Source organism: Microvirgula sp. AG722, from assembly GCF_003269145.1.
Taxonomy (GTDB): domain Bacteria; phylum Pseudomonadota; class Gammaproteobacteria; order Burkholderiales; family Aquaspirillaceae; genus Microvirgula; species Microvirgula aerodenitrificans.
On sequence record NZ_QLTJ01000008.1, the window covers coordinates 38148 to 58987 of the forward strand.

General features: G+C 65.4%; 27 protein-coding genes. 11 read left to right on the plus strand and 16 right to left on the minus strand.

The genetic code is table 11. From position 1 onward, the window contains the following. Nucleotides 1-33 precede the first annotated feature (33 nt). Both DFO50_RS11515 and DFO50_RS11520 read left to right on the plus strand, forming a co-directional pair. Nucleotides 34-654: a LexA family transcriptional regulator gene (locus tag DFO50_RS11515; RefSeq protein WP_112692532.1), complete on the plus strand. Its 621-nt coding sequence runs from the start codon at nucleotides 34-36 to the stop codon at nucleotides 652-654. A gap of 2 nt (nucleotides 655-656) precedes the next feature. Further along, nucleotides 657-1916, plus strand: a complete 1260-nt coding sequence (locus tag DFO50_RS11520) for a Y-family DNA polymerase (protein ID WP_112692533.1) — start codon at nucleotides 657-659, stop codon at nucleotides 1914-1916. 7 nt (nucleotides 1917-1923) lie between these two features. Here DFO50_RS11520 and rlmF read toward each other — a convergent pair whose 3' ends face one another. Next, on the minus strand, nucleotides 1924-2895 hold the full coding sequence (gene rlmF, locus DFO50_RS11525; protein WP_112692534.1) for a 23S rRNA (adenine(1618)-N(6))-methyltransferase RlmF: 972 nt from the start codon (nucleotides 2893-2895) through the stop codon (nucleotides 1924-1926). Between the two features lie 8 nt (nucleotides 2896-2903). Beyond that, entirely contained in the window at nucleotides 2904-3476 is a 573-nt protein-coding gene (locus DFO50_RS11530; protein ID WP_112692535.1) for a GNAT family N-acetyltransferase, read from the minus strand. Nucleotides 3477-3601: 125 nt separating this feature from the next. Here DFO50_RS11530 and DFO50_RS11535 point away from each other — a divergent pair, with 125 nt between their 5' ends. Next, nucleotides 3602-4153 carry a DUF1003 domain-containing protein gene (locus DFO50_RS11535; protein WP_199489811.1) on the plus strand — a complete coding sequence of 184 codons (552 nt, stop codon included), beginning with the start codon at nucleotides 3602-3604 and terminating at the stop codon, nucleotides 4151-4153. Between the two features lie 96 nt (nucleotides 4154-4249). Next, complete coding sequence (locus tag DFO50_RS11540) at nucleotides 4250-4978, plus strand: Crp/Fnr family transcriptional regulator (RefSeq protein ID WP_028499168.1); 729 nt, start codon at nucleotides 4250-4252, stop codon at nucleotides 4976-4978. 86 nt (nucleotides 4979-5064) lie between these two features. Here DFO50_RS11540 and DFO50_RS11545 read toward each other — a convergent pair whose 3' ends face one another. Together DFO50_RS11545 and DFO50_RS11550 are read right to left on the minus strand one after the other, a co-directional pair. After that, the gene (locus DFO50_RS11545) at nucleotides 5065-5277 is read right to left on the minus strand and encodes a CsbD family protein (RefSeq protein ID WP_028499167.1); all 213 of its coding nucleotides are present in this window, start codon (nucleotides 5275-5277) and stop codon (nucleotides 5065-5067) included. After that, a complete protein-coding gene (locus tag DFO50_RS11550; RefSeq protein WP_028499166.1) occupies nucleotides 5274-5531 on the minus strand; it encodes a hypothetical protein in 258 nt (85 codons plus the stop codon). Before DFO50_RS11550 ends, DFO50_RS11545 begins: the two co-directional genes overlap by 4 nt. A 182-nt stretch (nucleotides 5532-5713) precedes the next feature. Between DFO50_RS11550 and DFO50_RS11555 the strand changes: the two genes are divergently transcribed. Continuing rightward, entirely contained in the window at nucleotides 5714-6010 is a 297-nt protein-coding gene (locus tag DFO50_RS11555) for a hypothetical protein (protein ID WP_146745061.1), read from the plus strand. A 384-nt stretch (nucleotides 6011-6394) separates the two neighbouring features. Beyond that, on the plus strand, nucleotides 6395-6754 hold the full coding sequence (locus tag DFO50_RS11560; protein WP_107889844.1) for a hypothetical protein: 360 nt from the start codon (nucleotides 6395-6397) through the stop codon (nucleotides 6752-6754). A 54-nt stretch (nucleotides 6755-6808) separates the two neighbouring features. Here DFO50_RS11560 and phnF read toward each other — a convergent pair whose 3' ends face one another. From phnF to DFO50_RS11595, 7 genes are all read right to left on the minus strand, one after another. Beyond that, entirely contained in the window at nucleotides 6809-7534 is a 726-nt protein-coding gene (phnF, locus tag DFO50_RS11565; RefSeq protein ID WP_158537443.1) for a phosphonate metabolism transcriptional regulator PhnF, read from the minus strand. A gap of 74 nt (nucleotides 7535-7608) precedes the next feature. Continuing rightward, entirely contained in the window at nucleotides 7609-8457 is an 849-nt protein-coding gene (gene phnX, locus DFO50_RS11570; protein ID WP_112692579.1) for a phosphonoacetaldehyde hydrolase, read from the minus strand. 27 nt (nucleotides 8458-8484) lie between these two features. Beyond that, complete coding sequence (locus DFO50_RS11575) at nucleotides 8485-9585, minus strand: 2-aminoethylphosphonate--pyruvate transaminase (RefSeq protein WP_112692538.1); 1101 nt, start codon at nucleotides 9583-9585, stop codon at nucleotides 8485-8487. Nucleotides 9586-9624: 39 nt separating this feature from the next. Further along, nucleotides 9625-11316 (minus strand): putative 2-aminoethylphosphonate ABC transporter permease subunit, encoded by a 1692-nt coding sequence (locus tag DFO50_RS11580; RefSeq protein ID WP_036385855.1) that lies wholly within the window; start codon nucleotides 11314-11316, stop codon nucleotides 9625-9627. Continuing rightward, nucleotides 11313-12407, minus strand: a complete 1095-nt coding sequence (locus DFO50_RS11585; RefSeq protein WP_051528824.1) for a putative 2-aminoethylphosphonate ABC transporter ATP-binding protein — start codon at nucleotides 12405-12407, stop codon at nucleotides 11313-11315. Before DFO50_RS11585 ends, DFO50_RS11580 begins: the two co-directional genes overlap by 4 nt. A 64-nt stretch (nucleotides 12408-12471) precedes the next feature. Beyond that, nucleotides 12472-13494 carry a putative 2-aminoethylphosphonate ABC transporter substrate-binding protein gene (locus DFO50_RS11590; RefSeq protein ID WP_112692539.1) on the minus strand — a complete coding sequence of 341 codons (1023 nt, stop codon included), beginning with the start codon at nucleotides 13492-13494 and terminating at the stop codon, nucleotides 12472-12474. Nucleotides 13495-13613: 119 nt separating this feature from the next. Further along, nucleotides 13614-14075, minus strand: a complete 462-nt coding sequence (locus DFO50_RS11595) for a MaoC family dehydratase (RefSeq protein ID WP_028499159.1) — start codon at nucleotides 14073-14075, stop codon at nucleotides 13614-13616. A 120-nt stretch (nucleotides 14076-14195) separates the two neighbouring features. On the opposite strand from DFO50_RS11595, the gene DFO50_RS11600 reads away from it, so the two are divergent. Both DFO50_RS11600 and DFO50_RS11605 read left to right on the plus strand, forming a co-directional pair. Further along, nucleotides 14196-14534 carry a zinc ribbon domain-containing protein YjdM gene (locus DFO50_RS11600; RefSeq protein WP_028499158.1) on the plus strand — a complete coding sequence of 113 codons (339 nt, stop codon included), beginning with the start codon at nucleotides 14196-14198 and terminating at the stop codon, nucleotides 14532-14534. Between the two features lie 214 nt (nucleotides 14535-14748). Next, nucleotides 14749-16383 carry a methyl-accepting chemotaxis protein gene (locus tag DFO50_RS11605; protein WP_028499157.1) on the plus strand — a complete coding sequence of 545 codons (1635 nt, stop codon included), beginning with the start codon at nucleotides 14749-14751 and terminating at the stop codon, nucleotides 16381-16383. 20 nt (nucleotides 16384-16403) lie between these two features. Here DFO50_RS11605 and DFO50_RS11610 read toward each other — a convergent pair whose 3' ends face one another. Both DFO50_RS11610 and DFO50_RS11615 read right to left on the minus strand, forming a co-directional pair. Further along, a complete protein-coding gene (locus DFO50_RS11610; protein ID WP_028499156.1) occupies nucleotides 16404-16769 on the minus strand; it encodes a VOC family protein in 366 nt (121 codons plus the stop codon). A 103-nt stretch (nucleotides 16770-16872) separates the two neighbouring features. Then, the gene (locus tag DFO50_RS11615) at nucleotides 16873-17562 is read right to left on the minus strand and encodes a YafY family protein (protein WP_028499155.1); all 690 of its coding nucleotides are present in this window, start codon (nucleotides 17560-17562) and stop codon (nucleotides 16873-16875) included. 314 nt (nucleotides 17563-17876) lie between these two features. Between DFO50_RS11615 and DFO50_RS11620 the strand changes: the two genes are divergently transcribed. Both DFO50_RS11620 and DFO50_RS11625 read left to right on the plus strand, forming a co-directional pair. Beyond that, nucleotides 17877-18857: a hypothetical protein gene (locus tag DFO50_RS11620; protein WP_028499154.1), complete on the plus strand. Its 981-nt coding sequence runs from the start codon at nucleotides 17877-17879 to the stop codon at nucleotides 18855-18857. A gap of 52 nt (nucleotides 18858-18909) precedes the next feature. Next, the gene (locus tag DFO50_RS11625) at nucleotides 18910-19104 is read left to right on the plus strand and encodes a hypothetical protein (RefSeq protein WP_028499153.1); all 195 of its coding nucleotides are present in this window, start codon (nucleotides 18910-18912) and stop codon (nucleotides 19102-19104) included. A 16-nt stretch (nucleotides 19105-19120) separates the two neighbouring features. On the opposite strand, the gene DFO50_RS11630 is transcribed toward DFO50_RS11625, so the two are convergent. Beyond that, on the minus strand, nucleotides 19121-19468 hold the full coding sequence (locus DFO50_RS11630) for a nucleotide pyrophosphohydrolase (RefSeq protein ID WP_028499152.1): 348 nt from the start codon (nucleotides 19466-19468) through the stop codon (nucleotides 19121-19123). Nucleotides 19469-19502: 34 nt separating this feature from the next. Next, nucleotides 19503-19784 carry a DUF1883 domain-containing protein gene (locus tag DFO50_RS11635; RefSeq protein WP_028499151.1) on the minus strand — a complete coding sequence of 94 codons (282 nt, stop codon included), beginning with the start codon at nucleotides 19782-19784 and terminating at the stop codon, nucleotides 19503-19505. Nucleotides 19785-20035: 251 nt separating this feature from the next. Between DFO50_RS11635 and DFO50_RS11640 the strand changes: the two genes are divergently transcribed. Beyond that, on the plus strand, nucleotides 20036-20296 hold the full coding sequence (locus tag DFO50_RS11640) for a hypothetical protein (RefSeq protein ID WP_028499150.1): 261 nt from the start codon (nucleotides 20036-20038) through the stop codon (nucleotides 20294-20296). Between the two features lie 9 nt (nucleotides 20297-20305). On the opposite strand, the gene DFO50_RS11645 is transcribed toward DFO50_RS11640, so the two are convergent. Beyond that, entirely contained in the window at nucleotides 20306-20767 is a 462-nt protein-coding gene (locus DFO50_RS11645; protein ID WP_028499149.1) for a YaiI/YqxD family protein, read from the minus strand. Nucleotides 20768-20840: the final 73 nt, after the last annotated feature.

Below are 20840 nucleotides of genomic sequence, written 5' to 3' on the forward strand. Positions count from 1 at the left end.
TGCAATAATCAACGCAACGATCAGGAGTCCCACATGACACACCCCACGCACGGCGGCAAGCGCGACGGTGCCGGCCGCCCGGCCGGCAGCGGCCGCATCGATACGTCCGAACCGCTGACGCAGACCCGCATACCGGTGGCGGACAAGGAAGCGGTCATCGACTTCGTCATCCAGCGCCAGGCACGGCGTCTGGCCAGAACACCTTCGCCGGCCGAACTGGCCCGGCGCAATCCCGGCACGGTCATGCTGCCGGCCGCCGATGCCCCGCGCATCGGCGTACCGCTGTTCGGCTCCGGCGTGCGCGCCGGTTTTCCGTCTCCGGCCGACGATTACGTCGATGTCGTGCTCGACCTGAACAGTTACATGGTCGACGACGCCCCGTCGACCTTCATGGTCCGCGCCAATGGCGACTCGATGACCGGTGCCCATATCTTCAACAACGACGTACTGGTGGTCGACAAGGGCCGCTCGCCCTCCAGCGGCGACATTGTTGTCGCGTCGGTCGAGGGCGAATTCACCGTCAAGCGCCTGCAGATGGACCGGGGCCGTCCGGTCCTCCGTGCCGAAAATCCCGCCTACCCCGACATCGTGCCGACCTATGACCAGGAAATGGTGATCTGGGGCGTCGTGACCGGGTCGCTGCGCAAGTTCTGAGCATGGCCACTTTTGCGCTGGTCGACGGCAACACCTTCTACGCCAGCTGCGAGCGCGTGTTCCGGCCCGACCTGGCCGGACGACCGATCGTGGTGCTGTCGAACAACGATGGCTGCGTGGTCGCCCGCTCGGCCGAGGCCCGCGCGCTGGGCATCAAGGGCTTCGTGCCGTATTTCGAGGTGGCCGGACTGTGCCGCCGGCATGGCGTCGAAGTGTTCTCCAGCAACTATGCACTCTATGGCGACATGAGCCGGCGCATGATGGCCATCCTCGCCGAACACGTGCCGGCGCAGGACGTGTACTCGATCGACGAATGCTTTCTCGACCTGAGCGGCCTCCCGGACCGGGATGTGCTGACCCGCCGCCTGCGCAGCGATGTCTGGCGCCGCATCGGCATTCCGACCTGCGTCGGCGTCGGTGCCAGCAAGACCCTGGCCAAGCTGGCCAACCATATTGCCAAGAGCCGGCCCGAATGGGACGGCGTATTCGATTGGGACTGGGCCGGCACCGCCGAGCGCGAACGACTGCTGGCCGGTATCGAAGCACGCCGGATCTGGGGCGTCGGCCGCCATCTCGGCACGCGACTGGCCGACATGGGCATCCACTCCGCGCTCGATCTGGCCCGCGCCGACCCGCACCGGATCAAGCGCGCGTTCAATGTCGTGGTCGAACGCATTGTCGCCGAACTTGGCGGCGTGTCCTGTCTGGACATGGAAGACGTGGCACCGCCCCGGCAGCAGATCATCAGCAGCCGCTCGTTCGCCCGACCGCTCAACGACTACACCGCCGTTCACGCCAGCGTGTCCCACCACGTGGCCCGCGCCGCCGAGAAATTGCGCCGGCAGGGCTCGGTGGCCGGGTCGATCGGCGTGTCGATCCGGAGCAGCCCGTTTCGTGACGCGCCCTGTCATGGCTGGCGCGTCATGCCGCTGATCTATCCGAGTGACGATACCCTGACCCTGGCCGATGCGGCGGCGCGCGCGCTGCGCGCCATCTGGCGCGATGGACCGCTCTACCAGAAGGCCGGGGTGGTACTGATGGACCTCGGCCCGCGCACGGTACAGCAGCAGGATCTGCTGCTCGCCCCGCCGGACCCGCGCCGCGCCCGGCTGATGGCGGCACTGGATGCCGTCAACCGCCAGTTCGGCCGCGACACGCTGCGGCTGGCCGCCGAACAGGCCAGCGAGCAGTGGCACATGCGCCAGCAGTGGCGCTCGCCACGCTATACGACACGCTGGGATGAGTTGCTGGTGGTGCGCTGACGGATGCTTACCCGCGTCGCCACCACGCGGCCCGCTGCGCCGGGTCGAGATAGGTCCACGCCACCAGCCGGCTCTGCTTCTGCCCCTGTGCCATGGTGATGGTGCGGCTGTCGTACACGCCGGCCTGCCTGAGAGCGCGATACACCGCGGGCAGGCTGGCCGAGCGGGAAATCAGACTGCTGAACCACAGGCAGTGCCCGGGGATATGCGCACTCTCGGCGATCATGCGGCCGACAAAGGCTTCCTCGCCGCCGGGATACCACAGCTCGGCCTGCTGCCCGCCGAAATTCAGCGTCGGCGCCCGCCCGCCCCGCGCGCCCTTGCCGAGGTTCTGCCATTTCCGCCGCGAACCGGCGCTGGCGTCGGCTTCGGAGGCATGGAATGGCGGATTGCACAGCGTCAGTCCGAATCGCTCGCCGGCCTGCACGACATGCTCGAACATGGCATCGTCCGCCGGCTGGCGGCGCAGCGTGATCGCCTGCGCCAGCCCGGGATTGGCATCGATGATCGCCTGGGCACAGGCCAGCGCCCCCCGGTCGACATCCGTGCCGACAAAACGCCAGCCATACTCGGCATGGCCGATCAGCGGGTAGACGCAATTCGCTCCCACGCCGATATCCAGCGCACGCACCGCCGGTCCGCGCGGAATCTCCCCCCCGTTGTCGGTCGCCAGCAGATCAGCCAGACAGTGCAGGTAGTCGGCGCGGCCGGGGATGGGCGGACACAGGTAGCCGGGCGGGATATCCCAGTTGCCGATCCCGTAAACCTGCTTCAGCAAGGCGCGATTCAGTGCCTTGACCGCAACCGGATCGGCAAAGTCGATCGACTCGTCGCCATGGGCATTGCGCGAGACAAAAGCCGCCAGTTCGGGACTGGACGCCACCAGCGCCGGGAAGTCATAACGGCCCTGGTGCCGGTTGCGCGGGTGCAGGCGGGCGACCGGGCTGGCCGGCGCGGCAGGATGCGGCTTGGCGCGCATGAAAACTCCTAACGGGTAACGGGGGGGGCGGCGCGCCATGACTCGCGCGACAGCCGGTACAGGCAATGCTCGCGCAGCGGGCTGTCGGCAGGCACGGCCGGGTGGAGGAAGGTGTCGGCCGACGGTTCCATGCCAAGACGCGTCATGACCGCACGCGAGCGGGTGTTGCCAATGGCGGTAAACGCCACGATCCCGGTCAGGTCCAGATGTTCGAAGCCGACATGCAGCGCGGCGGTGGCGGCCTCGGTGGCCAGGCCCTGGCCCCAGAATGGCCGGGCCAGCCGCCAGCCAATTTCCACGCAGGGCGAAAACGGCAGGTCGGCAGACGGGATATTCAGGCCGACAAAGCCGATAAAGCGCCCGCCGGCCCGCTCCTCCACGGCCCAGAATCCCCATCCGCGTTCGGCGATCAGTGTCTGGCAGCGATCGGCCATCGCATCGCTGGCCGCACGCGTCAGCGGAGCGGGGAAACATTCCATCACCCGGGGGTCCGCATTCAGCGCGGCAAATGGCCCACGGTCGGTCGCTCGCCACTGACGCAGCTTCAGCCGCGCTGTTTCGGGTTCGATCAGGGCAACCATGTCCAGCCTCCTTTGTGTGACGACCGCCGGGCCAGTGCCGTCGGGGGCCGACATGCTACCCGTCGGCGGGCATCCTGTCGCTGCCATGGTCTAGGCTGACGCATGACAGCCCCTTCAGGAATGGCATGATGCCCCCCGCCAGCACCACCCCGCCACCGGCAACCGCCGATCACCCACCGGTCGACCACCTGCGTTTCCATCGCCCCCACGCGCATCTCGCTCCGACCTTCGGCAACGACCGTTTCGCCCTCCGGGCGGAAGCCTTCGCCCGCTTCTTCGGTACGCCAGTCTTTCTGTTCGGACAGACCCTGGTGGTTGCAATCTGGATCGGCATCAATGCCGCCGGTCTGACCCGTTTCGACGCCTACCCGTTCATTCTGCTGAACCTGGCATTCAGCCTGCAGGCCGCCTATGCCGCGCCGCTGATCCTGCTGGCGCAGACCCGGCAGGCGGCACGGGACAAGGCGCATGCCGAAGCCGATGCCCAGCACCGCGAGGCGCTGGCGGTAGCCAATGAACAGCGCCTGGCGATCGCCGCACAGAATGCAGCGCAGCTGATGGCCCTGCTGGAGCAGAACACCCGGTTGACCACTCTGACCAAGCAGCTGACAGAACGCATAGAGACACTGACGGTCGAGATGCATGCCGAGTTCATGCGCAAGGGCGACAAGCCGTAAGCGTGCCCTGCCCCCGCCGTGCCGGCACTGTGTCATAGTATGCGCGCGGTTTCCGCCCCGTTCCGGGGCTCAGCCATCAAAGGAAAGGCGTCTGGCATGCCCGATACGCCATCACCCCTGCAGAATCACCTGCTGGCTGCCCTGCCAGCCGAAGTCCGCGAGCGCCTGTTCCCCTATCTCGAGCCGATGCCGATGCCGCTGGGCAAGGTGCTGTACGAATCCGGAGATACCCTGCGCCATGTGTATTTTCCGACCAATGCCATCGTGTCGCTGCTGTATGTAATGGAAAGTGGCGCGTCGGCCGAAATCTCGGTAGTCGGCAACGAAGGGCTGATCGGCGTGGCCGTATTCATGGGCGGCGAGAGCACGCCGAGCCGCGCCATCGTGCAGAGCGCCGGCCATGCGTTCCGGCTGCCGGGGCAGCGACTCAAGGACGAGTTCAACCGTCATGGTGAAATGCTGCTGCTGATGCTGCGCTATACCCAGTCGCTGATCACGCAGATGGCGCAGACGGCCGTGTGCAACCGCCATCATTCGATCGACCAGCAATTGTGCCGCTGGCTGCTGCTGTCACTTGACCGGCTGCAGGGCAATGAGCTGGTCATGACCCAGGAGCTGATCGCCAACATGCTTGGCGTCCGCCGCGAAGGCGTGACCGAGGCGGCCGGCAAGCTGCAGAAGCTCGGCCTGATCGAATACAGCCGCGGGCGGATCACGGTACTGGACCGGCCCGGCATCGAACAGCTGTGCTGTGAATGCTATGCCGTGGTCAAGAAGGAAACCGATCGCCTGCTGCCGTACGTGCCGGTACGTCCCGCGAACTGACTTCGCAGGCAAAATTTGACCCGGGTTATGCCCGGGTCGCCCGCCATTTGTCAGAACTCAGAAATGTCGGGGGTTATCAAGCCTGATCAGGCCTTGCACTTTTCCAGAAAACCCTTGACCTGCTTGTCTGCCTCGTCACGCGAGATCGCGTAACGTTCCTGCACCAGGCCCACCAGCTTCTGCTCGTGGCCGTCGGACTTCCGCAACTCGTCTTCGGTCAGCTTGTCCCAGGTCGTCCGGGCAGTGCCGACATGTTGCTCCCACTTGCTCTTGATATCGCCGGCATAGGGTTGGCTCATGTGGATTTGCGCTCCGGCGTTGCGGCAACATTACCGTCCTTGGCTGCAGCGTGCGGCGGGGAGCCGGCTTCCTTGACCGGAGCCGGTGCCGGCGTCGGGCTGACCGGCGTCACCGGGGTCGGGGCATGACCGTTTCCGGTTTGCGGGCTGGCGCTCTGGCCCGGCTTGGTGAAGGGCTGGGTGCCCGGCTTGTGGGCCGGGGCTGCGGTTTTGTCGATACCGTTGTTCGTGCTTTGATTGCTGGACTTTTCCATGATGGCCTCTGCGTGAATTCCGTCACCCGCGAAATTGCGAACTGCCGGTATGGACGAATATGAACATCCCGGAAGCAGGTGTCGGTGCGCCGGCGCGCTTATGCAAACCGGGTGAGGGTGCGCCCTGCCCCGGCGCCGGCGATGGGCTAGGCTGAAAGCCCAACCCTGCCCGGGAGAGCCCCATGGCAAGACAAGAGATGAACGAAGCCCTTGACTGCTGGAACGACGAGGGTGGCGCACAGTTCCTGGCACAGACCGCGGGCTACGACGCCGAGGGGCTGGCACAAAACGAACGCCGTCTTCTTGAATGCCTTGGTGTCGCCGTGCTCGGCCTATGGCGCGAACTGCCGACCGCCGTGCAGCGCGCACTGTTCCAGTATGCGGTCCGCGACCAGGCCAGCGATGCCGCCGAGCTCAAGGCGCAGATTGCCCGCTTCCTGCACGACCATGCCGGCCAGCAGACCCGCTCGCCTGGCTGATTGTTGAGCCGCAGGCGAGCGCCCTCCACGCACCGGGGCCATCGGGCAGACCGCAGCCCAAACCTGTCAGTTCAGGGAAGTGTCCCCCAGCACACTGACCTGATATCTGGCAGGGAGTGAAAATGGGCATGCTGTACGCACGCAGCAAGCTGCATCTCGTCGATGAGGCAACAGGCCGGCAGGGCGTCAGGGAAAGCCGGCTCGCCACTGGTCAGCAAACCGGTCACGTTCTCTTGCAGAAACAAGGGATTGCCCCCTTGTTTCGCCCCGTCTCGCTATAACGAGACTGGGCCGTCGATTCAACCGGTGGGGGTGCCGGTTCTGCTGTCTGGTCCCGTCTGTCCATGACCGTGATCGTCAAGCAACAGCAGAAGGAGTCGATCGATGAGATTTGCACTGATCTGGCTGGCCGTAGCCGGCAGCCTGTCCGCAGGCGTGCAGGCCGAGCCGCCGAAAATCATGAATGACCGGGTGGTGGACGAGCACGGCATGACGCTGTACGTGTTCGACAAGGACTCGCCGGGAAAAAGCGCCTGCATGGACGCCTGTGCCAGCAAATGGCCGGCCGCCATGGTGGATTCGTACGACAAGGCCAGCGCCCCATGGAGCACCCTGACCCGTGATGCGGGCCAGAAGCAGTGGGCGTACAAGGGACGGCCGCTGTATCGCTGGTCGATGGACAAGAAGCCCGGCGACACGCTCGGCGACGGCATGTACGGCGTCTGGCACGCAGCCCGACCCTGAGCCCCGGCAAGACGGCACCGACGGCAGCCGTGGCGCCGGTGCCGGTGGTCCGTGCTACGGCTCGATCACGACCTGGACCGTCGTGCTGCCGAAGTGGGAAATGCCGTATTCGATCGGGCAGCCCGACGCGTCTTCATAAACGGTCTCGACGCACAGGATCGGCATCGAGACCGACTGGTTCAGTTGCCGTGCCACGTCCTTGTCCGGCAAACGGGCCGTCACCCGGCTGACACGGCGATGAAACTCGTCGACCCCGAAGCGGGCCAGCGCCAGATGCGTCTTGCCGGTCTCGCAATAGATTTCCGCAATGCCATGGAAGCGCGGCAGCGGAAAATACTGGACGCAGACACCGATGACCTTGTCGTCGACCACGTCCAGCGAGTCGACCCGGACCACACGGGTCCCGTCGGCCAGCGACAGCATCTCGACCACGGAGGCATCGGGTGCCATGTCGCAATAACCGGTGATCCGGCTGCGGCCGACCCGGCGCGCCTTGGCCACGCTGTGGGCAAAGCGGGTGCGACGGCCGACCTCGTAATCGATCATGTCTTCGCGCACGAAGGTGCCACGGCCATGCAGCACCTCGACCAGCCCGCGCTCGGCCAGTGCCCTGGTCGCCTGGCGAACGGTATGCCGGTTCACGCCGAAGCGCTCGGCCAGTCCGGTTTCATTGGCCAGTCGGCCGGTCAGCCGGCCGGCCAGAATCTCGGCCGCCAGCGTGGCTTCGATCTGGCGCCAGACTGGTGTGCCGGTGCGGCGGGTCACGGGAGCATCGGTCATCGGGTCACCGGTCAGAAGGGAAACAACGGCATCTTGGGCAGTGCTGGCCCGTTTGGCCAGCACCGGCGTGCCACTCATGGCCGTTCACCCCGGGCCAGCCGCACTTCGATCGCATCCAGAATCACCGGCAGGTCGGCAATGCTGTCGATCACATAGTGGGCGCCGGCGCGCGACAGCCGGTCGACGGCGAACAGGCGGCGGCGCTCCCGGTCATCGGTATCCAGTGCGGCCAGTTCGGCCCGGGTCAGGCCGACTTCGTTGCCTGACAGCGACAGCCCCACCGTCCACATGCCGGCAGACAGGCCTTCGGCAATCCCGGGTACGGTGTCGTCGACCTTGACGCAGGCAGCCAGCTCGGTCACGCCGAGTTCAATCACATTGGCCAGCGACATCCACGGGCCGGGACGCCCGCCCGGCCGCAGGTCGTCGGCTGCCACGGCATGATCGACGTGCACGCCCTGTGCGGCGGCATGCGGCAGCAGCCGGTCCATCACCACGCGCGGATAGCCGGAGCAGGAACCGATGCGGATGTGGCGTTCGCGCAGCCCGTCCAGTACCGCCCGGGCACCGGGGATCGGGTCCGAGTACTCACCGACCCGCTCGATCTGCAGCGGCATGAACGCCGCGTACAGCGCATCAACGTCTTCCCGGCTCATGCAACGACCGAAACGTGCCCGCCAGCGCGCCTCGACGGCAGTCAGCCGGCCCAGTGCATGGATATGGTCCCACTTGGCCAGCCCCATCGGCACCCGCGCCTCGGCCAGCGTGATGTCGATGCCGAAGCCGGCAAAAGCGTCGATCAGCACCTGGGTCGGCGCAAAGGAACCAAAGTCGACCAGGGTACCGGCCCAGTCAAAGATGACGGCCTGGAGCGGACCGTGATACTGGCGGGTATAGCGATAGGCGTCGGGGGTGTGCGGCATGATCGTGTCCATGGAGGAAAAGGAAAGTCAGACGGCAAGACCGGTTTCGGCCAGTGCCCGGCCAATGGCATCGATGGCCATGTCGATCTCGGTGCGGCCGATGGCGCCGATGCAGCCAATGCGGAAGGTCTCGATCTTTGTCAGTTTGCCCGGATACAGCACCACGCCATGAGCCTTGACCCGCTGGTAGAAGGTGTCGAAATGCCAGTCCGGGCTGGCCGGGGCCTTGACGGTAACGATGATCGGCGCCTGGATGTCGGCGGGCAGGAATGACTGCAGGCCCAGCGCGTGCAGGCCGTCGAGCAGCGCCGCGCAGTTGGCGCGGTAGCGGGCCAGCCTGGCCGGGCGTCCGCCCTCGGCATCGAACTGGTCCAGGGCGGCCAGCAGGGCGGCAACCACGTGGGTCGGCGGCGTAAAGCGCCACTGGCCGGTCCGCTGCAGGTAGCGCCACTGCGCATGCAGATCCAGCGACAGCGAGTGCGAATTGCCCTCCCCGGCCGCCAGTGCATCGCGGCGCGCCAGCACGAAGCCCATGCCGGGCACGCCTTCCAGGCATTTGTTGCCGCTGGCGATCACCGCATCGAACGCCAGGGTCGCCGCCGACAGTGGCAGCGCGCCCAGCGCGCTCATTGCATCGATGATCAGGCGGCGGCCGGCGCGGTCCACCACGTCAGCGATCGCATCCAGCGGATTGAGAATGCCGGTGCTGGTCTCGCAGTAGATCACGCCGACGTGGCTGATCGACGGATCGCGGGCCAGCACCTCGGCCAGCCGCTGCGGATCGACCGGTGCGGTTTCGCCAAAGTCCAGTGTCACCACGGCCCGGCCCATCACCTCGGCCAGCTGTGCCATGCGCTGGCCATAGGCGCCATTGGCCAGGACCAGCAGCTTGCCGTCACGCGGCAGCAGCGTGCCGATGGCGGCCTCGACCGCAAAAGAACCGGAGCCCTGCAGCGGAACGCAGACGATATCGTCGCCGCCGTCGACCAGCGCCTCCAGCCGGCGGCACAGATCGGCGGTCATGGCGTTGAAATCACTGTCCCACGAGCCACGGTCATGCAGCATCGCGGTGCGGGTTGCCAGGGAGGTGGTCAGCGGACCGGGGGTCAGCAGGATGGGATCACGCATGGATTCTGTCCGGTTGGAAGGGAGGAAGCGGCGGGCGCATCAGACGCCGCGCCAGGCCTGGGCACGGCGATCAAGCCAGCTGCCCAGGGCGTTGAGGATCAGGGTGCCGAGCAGCGAGCTGGCGACGATCAGTGTGGCCATGGCCGCCGCCGCTGCGGTATCACCGGCGTCGTCCATGTTCAGCACCGCGACCGAGGCCAGCACGGTGTCCGGCGTGTAGAGGAAAATCACGCAACTGACCGTGGTCATGCTCGACACGAACAGATAGCGGGCGACATCGAACAGGGCCGGCAGGCTGATCGGCAGCGTCACCCGCATGCAGCAGGTCCACCAGGGCCGTTTCAGGCTGCGGGCCACCGCCTCGATTTCCGGATCGATCTGCCGCAGCGCAGTGGCCATCGTCAGATGGGCGGTGGTGTAGCTGTGGACCACGGTCGCCGCGACCAGCAGCGTCATGCCGCCATACAGGGCATGCAGCGGATTGCCGGGATCGTTGAAGCAGAAAATGTAGCCAAGGCCCAGTACCAGCCCCGGCACGGCCATCGGCAGCAGCACCAGCCCGCGAATCAGTCCGGCCGCCAGCCGGGGCGCCGGCGTTTTGGCCATCAGGTAGGCAGTGCCGAACACCACCACCACACCGGACACCGTGGTCAGCGTCGCCAGTTTCAGGCTGTTGGCAAACGCCAGCCAGCCCCCGCCATCGACCTGGTCGAAATCGAAGTGCGCCAGGGTGAGATCCAGGTTGTATGGCCACAATGTCATCAGCGACGCTGCCATCGCCACGCCGAGCAGGGCCAGCAGGAACACCGACACCACCGCGCAGAATCCCCACAGCAGGCTGTCCCGCCACGGATTGCGGCCCGGCCGGTAGGCCACCGAACGGCCACTCATGCCGCCACCGTGGCGGCGTGCCAGCCAGCGTTCGACGGCAAAGCTGAGCAGCGCCGGCAGCAGCAGCACCAGCCCTATCGCAGCCCCCTTGCCGAAATCCTGCTGGCCGATGACCTGCTTGTACGCTTCCAGTGCCAGCACATTGGTCTGGCCACCGATCACCTTCGGCACGCCGAAATCGGTCACCGCCAGGGTGAACACCACCATGCCGGCCGAGATCAGGCCGTAACGGGCATTCGGCAGCGTGACCGTCAGCAGGCGGCGCAGGCGGCTGGCGCCGAGGCTCTCGGCCGCCTCGTACAGCCGGGCATCGGCGACCGCCAGTGCGGTGACCAGAATCAGCAGCGCATGCGGGAAGGTGTAGAACACTTCACCGAGCACAATGCCCAGCGGACCATAGATCGACATCCCGCCCAGCCAGTGCTTCAGCAGGCCCTGATTGCCGAACAGGTAGACCAGCGAGATCGCCGGCATCAGTGACGGCGCCAGCAGCGGCGCGCCGGCGATCAGCCGGAACAGTGCCCGCCCCCACAGCCGTGAACGGGTCAGCGCAAAGGCAAAGGTCAGTGCCAGCGGCAGCACGATGGCCACGGTGATCGCAGCCAGATTGATGCTGTTGGCCGTGGCGGTACGCAGTCTCGGTTCGGCAGCCAGCACCAGCAGATTGCCCAGGCCGGCAAAGCTGCCGTCGCGGGCCTGCAGGGCCTTGACCAGGATGCTGGCCAGCGGCCAGGCCAGAAACACCAGCAGCGCAGCAGCCAGCAGCCAGGTCAGCACGGCGGCAAGCCATTCGTCGCCACTGCGCCGCAGCCGGATCGGGGCCAGGAGGGTCGCACTCATGCCGATGGCTCCGCAAACACCCGCAGGCGATCGGCCGGCAGAAACACCGGCACCCGCTGGCCGGGCACCAGCGCGGCAAAGCCGGCGTCATTGGGGCTGACATCGGCCAGCAGGCGAAGATCGCCGGCACCGCACAGCGACAGGCTGGCGCGTCGCAGCCCGCCAAGGAAATCGACCCGCTCGACCAGCGCCAGCAGGGTGTTGTCGCCGGACTGCCAGCTCGGTGCCACCCGCACATCCTCCGGGCGGCAGAATACGCTGGCCGGTCCGGTCGGCACGCTGCCGGCGGGCAGGCTGATCGCCATCGCGCCGGCGATCCGGCACACGCCCTGCGCGTCCACCTGCAGCGGCAGCCAGTTGGCATGGCCGACAAAGTCGGCAACAAAGCGGCTGGCCGGCTCGCGGTAGATCTGCTCCGGCGTTCCGACCTGCTCGATGCGCCCGGCACGCATCACGGCAATGGTGTCGGCCAGCGCCAGCGCTTCTTCCTGGTCATGCGTGACCATCAGCGTAGTAACGCCGAGCTTCTGCTGCAGCAGGCGCAGCTCGCGCCGCAGGTGCTCGCGCACCTGGGCGTCGAGCGCCGACAGCGGCTCGTCGAGCAGCAGCAGGCTGGGCGAGGTGGCCAGCGCCCGGGCCAGCGCCACCCGCTGCTGCTGGCCGCCGGACAACTGCGCCGGATACTTGCGCTCGGCGCCCGGCAACCCGACCAGATCAAGCAGCTCCGATACCCGGCGGGCCTTTTCCATGCGGCCGGTGCGCAGCCCGTAAGCAATGTTGGCAGCGACATCCAGGTTCGGAAACAGTGCATAGGACTGGAACACGATGCCGTAGTCGCGCCGGCCGGCAGGCAGGTGGCCGATATCACGTCCGCCAAGACTCAGGCTGCCGGCATCGTGCTTTTCCAGACCGGCCAGAATGCGCAGCAGCGTGGTCTTGCCGCATCCTGACGGGCCGAGCAGGCAGACGAATTCGCCCTTGCGAATACCCAGATCGATGCCGTCAAGCGCGCGAAACGCACCAAACCGTTTGTGGATACCGGCAAAGCGCAGCCAGTCGTGTGCCGGCGGTGCGGGAGGCGGGAAAATCATGGAGGGATCCTTGTCACCGGCAAGCGGTCAGCGAAGCCGGGCGCCCGGCGCCCGGCGGGACGACTTATTTGCGCGGTTCCGACTTGCCGTCGTAGCGGCGGGTCCACTCGGTCAGGATCCGGTCCCGGTTGGCAGCCGACCACTTCAGATCCTGCCTGACCAGCAACTGCTCGTAGTTGGCCGGAATCAGCGGATTCGGTCTGGCCACGCCCGGATAGGCGACAATGGCGAAATTCTTCTCGTACAGCTCGTTGGCAGTACGCGACGCCGACCAGTCGGCCAGCTTGCGCGCGGCCTCGAGGTTGCGGGTGCCCTTCATGATGGCGGTGGCTTCCACATCCCAGCCCAGGCCTTCCTTCGGGAACACCAGGTCGATCGGCGCCCCGCTCTCCTTGAGCTTGGCGGCGCGGTACTCGAAGGCGATACCGATCGGGAACTCGCCGGCAGCGGCCTGCTTGCACGGCTTGGAACCGGAGTGGGTGTACTGGGCGATGTTGTCGTGCAGGCGGTCCATATAGGCCCAGCCGTCCTTCTCGCCGAACAGCTTCAGCCAGGCGGTCACGTCAAAGTAACCGGTCCCGCTGGAGGCCGGGTTCGGCATGACGATCCTGCCCTTGTACTCCGGCTTCAGCAGGTCTTTCCAGCTCGTCGGCTTGCGGATGCCCAGCCTGGCCGCCTCGACCGTGTTGAAGCACAGCGTCGCACCCCACACATCCATGCCGACCCAGTTCGGCGGACGGCTGGTGTCGACATAACGCGGTGTCAGCTTGTCGATCCCCTTTGGCGCATACGGCTGCAGCATGCCTTCCTTTTCCAGCACCAGCAGCGAGCTGGCGGCCACACCCATGACCACGTCGGCCTGCGGAGCCGCCTTCTCCGCCAGCAGCTTGGCGGTGATGATCCCGGTCGAGTCGCGCACCCACTTGATCTTCACATCGGGATAGTCGCTTTCAAAGCGGGCCTGGTAGGCCTTCAGCTGGTCGGCTTCGAGCGCGGTGTACACGGTCAGGGTCGTTGCGGCATGGGCGGTGCCGGCAAGCAGGGCGACCAGCGCGGCCAGCGGCATCAGGACGGGGCGGAATGGCATGGGAACTCCTCGTGGGTGGAATCGGCTGGCTGTCTTCCTGGCCAGCGCGATGCACTGTAGAGGGGTTGCGTTACATCGCCATGACGTCTAGATGACTTGTGTATCTCATTGAAAAGACACTAGTCGCCCCGGCGCATCACCACCATTTTCGACACCAGCCGCTGCACGACTTCGTCACGCTGGTTCCGCGTCACGCTTTCGACCGTGACGATGCCGCGGTCCGGTCGGGAACGCGACGGCACAATCCCGAGCACGGTGCTGTCGACATGCAGGACGTCGCCCGGCCGGGTCGGCTGCGGCCAGTGGATCTCGACGCCGGCGCCGATCAGGCCGCCGGACAGCGGCAGCCCGCTGGTCACCAGCAGGCGCATGGTGATGGCGGCGGTATGCCAGCCGCTGGCAGCCAGTCCGTCGAACAGGGTCAGTCGCGCAGCCTCTTCATCCAGATGGAACGGCTGCGGGTCGAACTGACCGGCAAAGGCCTTGATCTGCGCGACATCGATCGCGTGTTCGCCGCTGCGGAAGTGATCGCCGACAGCCAGATCTTCAAGGTGCAGTGCTACGGGGTCCGGAATCGTCATCGGGGGGCTCCATAAGGGAAAAAGGAAACGGAAACGTGCATCCGTTCCCGGTTGCCGGGTCGCAGGGCAGTCCGGGCGGCTATAATGCCGCCCTTTCAATGCCCTGCCGTGAAAGGAATCATGTCCGCTCTGCCCGCCTGCCCGCAATGTTCCCTGGAAAACACCTACCCTGACGCCGACAACTATGTGTGTGCCGACTGTGGCCATGAGTGGCCGATGGTGGCGCCCGCGTCCGCCGGGGAAGACTCGGCCGTCATCCGCGACGCCAATGGCAATGTGCTCGCCGACGGCGATGCCGTGGTGCTGATCAAGGATCTGAAGGTCAAGGGCTCGTCGATTACGCTGAAGATGGGCACCAAGGTCAAGAGCATCCGCCTGGTCGATGGCGACCACGAAGTCGACTGCCGGATGGATGCCGGCAATTTCATGCTGAAGGCCTGCTACCTGAAAAAAGTCTGACCGCCAGCGCGCCGGTCTCCCTGCGGAAGGCACCATTCTGGTGCCTTCCTGCCGTTTGGGCCTTTGCCGAGCCTTCTTCTGCCTTTGCTGGCGGGCACCGCCCGCCTGACCTGGCGCAAACCCGGTCCATCCAGTTTGAGAAATTTGTTAAAGGCTCTTAATATTTCACAATTCATTACAGAAGCATGACTTTTACGTCATGACAGAGAAATTCATGCCGCACCGCCTTTCCCTCAAGGCCCGCCTGATTCTGATGATCGTCAGCGTCGCGATTCTGGTCTGCATACTGGGCGGTCTGATGCTGCGCAGCATGCATGCACAGATGATGGAAGACCGAGAAACGGCCATTCGTGGCCAGGTCGAAAATGCCATCAGCCTGGTCGCCAGTTATGAAGCCCTGGCGGAAAAAAAGGAAATGAATGAAGCCGAGGCCCAGCGGCATGCGCTGCGGGCGCTGACCGGACTGCGCTTTGACGACAAGGAATATTTCTTCATCCTCGACAAGCGCCTGCAATGGATCGCCCACGGCGTGAATCCGAAGCTGATCGGCAAGAACATGCACGATGTCAGCGCCGCCGACGGCACCAATATGGGCACCCTGTTCGACAATACCCTGCGCGATGGCAATGGTCGCGGTCTGGTGTCCTTCGTCTGGGACAAGCCGGGCTCGTCCACGCCGCAGCCGAAACTGTCGTATATCCAGACCAGCCCGCGCTGGGGCTGGGTGGTCGGTACCGGTCTGTATATCGATGACATCAATACCGTGCTCAAGCGCCAGTTGCTCAGCATGGGCGGTCAGATGCTGCTGATCGTGCTGGTCACTGCCGCGCTCGGCCTGTACATCCTGAAGAGCGTGATGGGCCAGCTTGGCGCCGAACCGGCCGAAGCGGCCCGGGTGGTGCGTGAAATCGCGTCCGGCCGGCTGGATACCCGCGTGCCCTTGCGTGACGGCGACAGGACCAGTCTGATGGCCAGCATCAGTGACATGCGTGATCGCCTGCGCAGCATGGTTGGCGAGATCGTGTCCAGCGCCGACGAGCTGGCCACACTGACCGGCGAGATGGTCAGCGATACCGACACGGTGGCGCACAACTCGCTGCAGCAGAGCGAAAGCGCGACGTCGATGGCGGCCTTTATCGAGCAGATGACAGTCAGCATCAGCCAGATTTCCGATCATGCCCGCGAAGCGCGCCAGGTCTCCGAGGAGTCGGGCCAGCTGTCCGAACAGGGCGGCAGCGTGATCGCCCGCGCGGTCGGTGAAATGAAGGAAATCGGCGATGTCGTCGACCAGGCTGCCGGTCATATCGGTGAACTGGTCGACAAGACCCGCACCATCTCCAGCATCATGCAGGTGATTTCCGATATTGCCGACCAGACCAATCTGCTGGCGCTGAACGCGGCGATCGAAGCCGCCCGTGCCGGTGAACAGGGACGCGGCTTTGCCGTCGTCGCCGATGAAGTCCGCAAGCTGTCCGAGCGGACCGGCAAGGCCACGCAGGAGATCGCGGCCATGATCGATCAGGTCCAGCAGACATCCAGCCAGTCGCAGGAAACCATGGCCGAAGTCGTCAACCGGGTCCACACCGGTCGCGAGCTGGCCGAGGCCGGCGGTGACGCGATCGCCAGAATCCGTTCCAGTGCCGGCCAGGTGGTGACGGCCGTGCTGGACATTTCCCAGGCACTGAACGAGCAGGACTCGGCCAGCCAGGACATCGCCCGCAACGTGGAACGGATCGCCCAGGTCGCCAGCAGCAATGCCGACTCCGCCAACCTCGCCTCGACCACGGTCACGCGGGTCAGCGAACTGACCGATGGCCTGCGCAGCAGCGTCTCGCACTTCACCGTCTAGGCCGGCGCCCGGCCCCGGCATCAACTGGCGTTGAAGACCCGCAGCCGATGGCCGTCCGGGTCAACCGCCAGGAAGGTGTGGCCGAACGACATGTCGGTCAGCGGCTGCACGATGGTCAGTCCGCGCCGGATCCAGTCTTCATGCATCGCGCGGACGGCATCGACGCCCTCGACCGAGAAGGCCAGCTCCCCGGCGCCGGGCCCGGCCGCCGGTGCGGGCCGTACCGTGTGCCGGGACCACAGCCCGAGCATGGCACCGGAATCCAGCGCAAACAGCGCAAAGGTGGCCGACTGTTCGACCGGGGGCTTGCCAAGCAGATCGGCATAGAAGCCGGCGCTGGCCGCCGGATTGTCCACGTACAGCAGGGTAAGGTTCGGGTCGGTCATGAGGATTCTCCACGGGTTGAAAAAATCGGTGCAGGGCGATGTCCCTGCCCGATGTCCGCCATGGTAAACACCCCCTGCTGACAGTTTCCGTCAGCAGCAAACCTCATTGTGTGGAAATGCCTTCGGTCTCGCGCCACGTTTTCAACAGCGTCTGACGCCGGCGTGGATAGCGCTGCCCGCTGTCGGCCAGCGCGATCATTCTGTCAGCCCGGAAATGACGAAAGGTCTGCCGCAGCTCGCACCAGGCGACCACGACCCGGGCGCGATCGAAATAACCGAGCGCAAACGGCCAGATGGTGCGTACCGACTCGGCGCCGCCGACATCCCGGTAACGGATCTCCAGCTTGTGCTCGGAGCGGATGGCCTGCCGGATCAACGCCAGCCCGCCGTCCTCGGCCACGGTCGGCTGGCCAGGGCCGACCAGCAGGGCGGAGGCATCCAGCGTATCGCGCAGATCGGGCGGCAGGACGGCGGCGATCTTGGCCAGGGCATCACGGGCCGCAGCGCCCAGCCGCCTGTCACCGCGCTGTGCAACCCAGCGCGACCCCAGCACCAGCGCCTCGACCTCGTCCTCGGAAAACATCAGGGGCGGCAGCATGAAGCCGGGCTGCAGCACATAGCCGAGACCGGGTGCGCCGTCGATATGGGCGCCCTGCTCCTGCAGCGTGGCGATATCGCGGTACAGGGTGCGCAGGCTGATGCCGAGTTCCGCCGCCAGTCCGGCGCCGGTAACCGGATAGCGGTGCCGCCGCAATAACTGCATCAGATCCAGCAGGCGTTGGGAACGGGACACGGTCGATTTCTCCGGAGCGAAAGGCAGCCGACAGTATCGCAGGATAGCGCAGCAGGCTGTCGCCAGCCGCCAATCCAATATCCGGGTACATCATGCGCTGGCTGCACTCGCCCTCGCCTGCCAGCCGCCGCGTCTGTATGCAGGACGCAACAGCAGCGCCCGTTCCCGGTCGCGGGATTCGCGCCGGGCGACAGTCGTCCCGTAGCCTGTCTCCATCGATGGTCAGGCCCACCCGAGGCGAATGACCCGTCACGGAGAACTTGCGAATGGGCAGTGCCTGCCTGAGAAAAATCACTTTGGCGTGCGGCCTCGCCATGATCGGCCCCGCCTTGTCCGCGTGCGATTCCGCGGACAAACCGGTCGCCGTGATCCGCATCGGCACGACGCCGAATGACCCGCTGATGCTGGAAGTCGCGCGGGACAAGAAAATACTGCACCTGCTGTTCGATACCGGCTCGGCCGGCACGGTCATGGACCTGGACCTTGCCCACCGGCATCTGCAACCGCTGTCGGGCAGCGAGCGGCTGCAGCATGACGGCCTGCCGGACACGGTGGGCGGTCTGTATGGCGAGCTGCCGGTCACCTATTTCAGATCCCGGCCGCTCCGCTATCAGGAGTGGGACATCCCGCAGGCCGACATCACGCCGGCGATCAGCATGAGCGCAACGGCCGTCGCCCTGGGGCGCCCGGTGGACGGCGTGATCGGCATGCCGGCCATCTCGAAGCAGACCTGGGTATGGGAACGCCAGCTCGGCAGCCTGATGGGATACCGCCGCCTGCCGCCGGCATTCGCAGGCCAGCCGGGCGGCATGTCATGCACGGCGCTCGGCACCAGTTCCAGCGGTACAGCGGTCGTGCGGGTCGAGATCGCCGGCAAGCCGAGCTGGTTCGCGCTGGATACCGGCTACACCGGCGACCTCAGCGGCAGTCTGTCGCGCCAGGACCTCGATCAACTGCGTGCGCTGCAGCAGATCGGCAAGGAAGTGGTGTACCGCGGCACCCTGGGCCAGGACGGGGCGCCGGCGGGGCCGCGCGCGCTGGCCCGGGTCAAGGACATCGTTATTGCCGGCCATCATTTTGACGGCCTTGCGTTTCAGGAAACGGACGGTGCGTCCCGCTTCGGCCTGGCCTTCCTGCACAAGCTGGAGCGCGCACTGTTCGATTTCGCCGGCGAGCGCTTCTGCTTCACCCCGCCAGCGACACCGATGCCCGACCGGCTGCCGTCACAGCAGGAGCTCGACAACAGGGCCGCGGGGAAGAAACTCCCCGCAGCCGGCCTTCAGGCAGTAAAATGAATGCTCGAAATTTGATCCACGACAACTCGTTTCATTCATTTAAGGTGTAGCCATGAACGCACTGACTGTCCTGAAGCTTCTGATTGCCGCCGTTGTTTCCGTATCCTGCCTGCTGGTGATCCCGGTTGCCAATGCCTTTGTCCGGGTGAAATCCGACGAGCTGGTCTGCCTGCAAAGCGGCAAGCAGCCCAGCACCATCGCGGCGCTGGAAGCCTGCCAGGCCCGCACGCCGAAGGCGCGCGTCTGATCCGGTTGCCCGCCCGCTAGCGATTGTATTTGCGGGCCGAGCCATAGAAGGCGTCTACCGGGTACCTGGCGGCGTTGCCTGCCATCTTGTCATGGCAGGCCGCTTCCAGGTCAACCCCCAGCCGGTCGGCCAGCCGCAGCAGGTACAGGGTGATATCGGCCATTTCCTCACGCACCCGCCTGGCCTGCCCGGCCTCTGCCATCACGTTTTCAGCCTGCTCCGGCGTCAGCCACTGAAATTCCTCGACCAGTTCCGCGCATTCGACCGACAGGGCCATGACCAGATTTTTCGGATTGTGAAACTGGCTCCAGTTGCGTGCTTCTGCAAAGTCATCAAGCGCACGCTGCAGTTTTTCGACGTCCATGCTGCCATTCCCTGTCGCCTGACGGCGGATAAAGCTACAGTATATAGCTGGCGGCAGCCTGGAATACCTGCACCGAATGGGTGACCGGCACATTGGGGAAACTCAGGTCGATGACGATATTCCAGTTACCGCCGTTCGGGACTACCAAGCGGGTTTCCAGTCGTGCAGTTTCGTCACCAAGATACTGATAGCGCCGGCCGGATTCGAAGGCGCGAAAATTGGGATCGTCAATGAGTTTGACCTTGCTCTTGTGCGAGCAGCGAACAACGACCGCGTCCCCCTGATTCAGACTGCGGCGTTGATGAAAAAACTCCATTTGGCCTTCCTTTCCACAGGTTTTCTCGCGAATACAATACCGGCCACATTGTTTTGACCGGCAGTGGATCAGTGCTTTCCGGTACTGCGGGGCGGGACTCTACCGGCATTGGCTGCGCCACGTTCTGCGCCAGCGCAAGCCCGTGACAAAGTCATGCCGCGAGCGATTTTCCGGGTCTGCACCAGACCGGAGCACGCACAGGTGCTACCCTGTCCAGGTACCCGAACATTTACGCAAAAGAAAGACACCACATGACCCGCAACCCGATCAGCTTCCTGCTGCTGGAAGATGCCCTTGAAGTCATCAGCAAGCAGGAACTCAGCGAACTCTTCGGCGAGGATTTCCTGCTGCCGGAAGGCTTCCCCGTTCCGGCCCAGGGCGACCTGCTGTATTTCTACCCGGATGACCAGCCGGTGGAACTGATTGTCGTCGAACGCCGCTTCGCACTGACGTCCAATGGCAGCAAGCTGATTCTCGCCCTTGGCGTGCCGGAAGACGAAGCACCGCAGTAAGCACTCTCATCACGCGGGCGGCAGCTTGCTGACCCGCGCGAGCCAGCGGTCCAGCTGCCCGGCAAACGCCTTGCCGTCACGGGCGCTATACGGGTCCGGTCCCCCGGTCTCGATACCGCTTGCCCGCAACTGCTCCATCACCGCACGCAGGGTCAGCCGCTCGGCGATCGTGCCGGCATCGAACCACTCTCCACGCGGGTCGAGCACCTGTGCGCCCTTCTCCAGCGCACCGGCCGCCAGTGGAATATCGGCGGTAATGACCAGATCGCCGGCCTCGGCCAGCTCGACAATGCGCTGATCGGCCACATCGAAGCCTGCCGGCACCTGCATGGCCCGCACATGGCGTGAAGGCGGCGTGCGTAACAACCGGTTGGCCACCAGCGTGACCGTCACCTGCGACCGTTCCGCTGCCCGGAACAGCATGTCCTTGACCACGACCGGACAGGCATCCGCATCGACCCAGATCTGCATGCCATACTTTCGTCTATAAAGAGTGACATGATACCGCCGAACGCTTCGGCTTCCTGTTTGTTCCAATTTCACC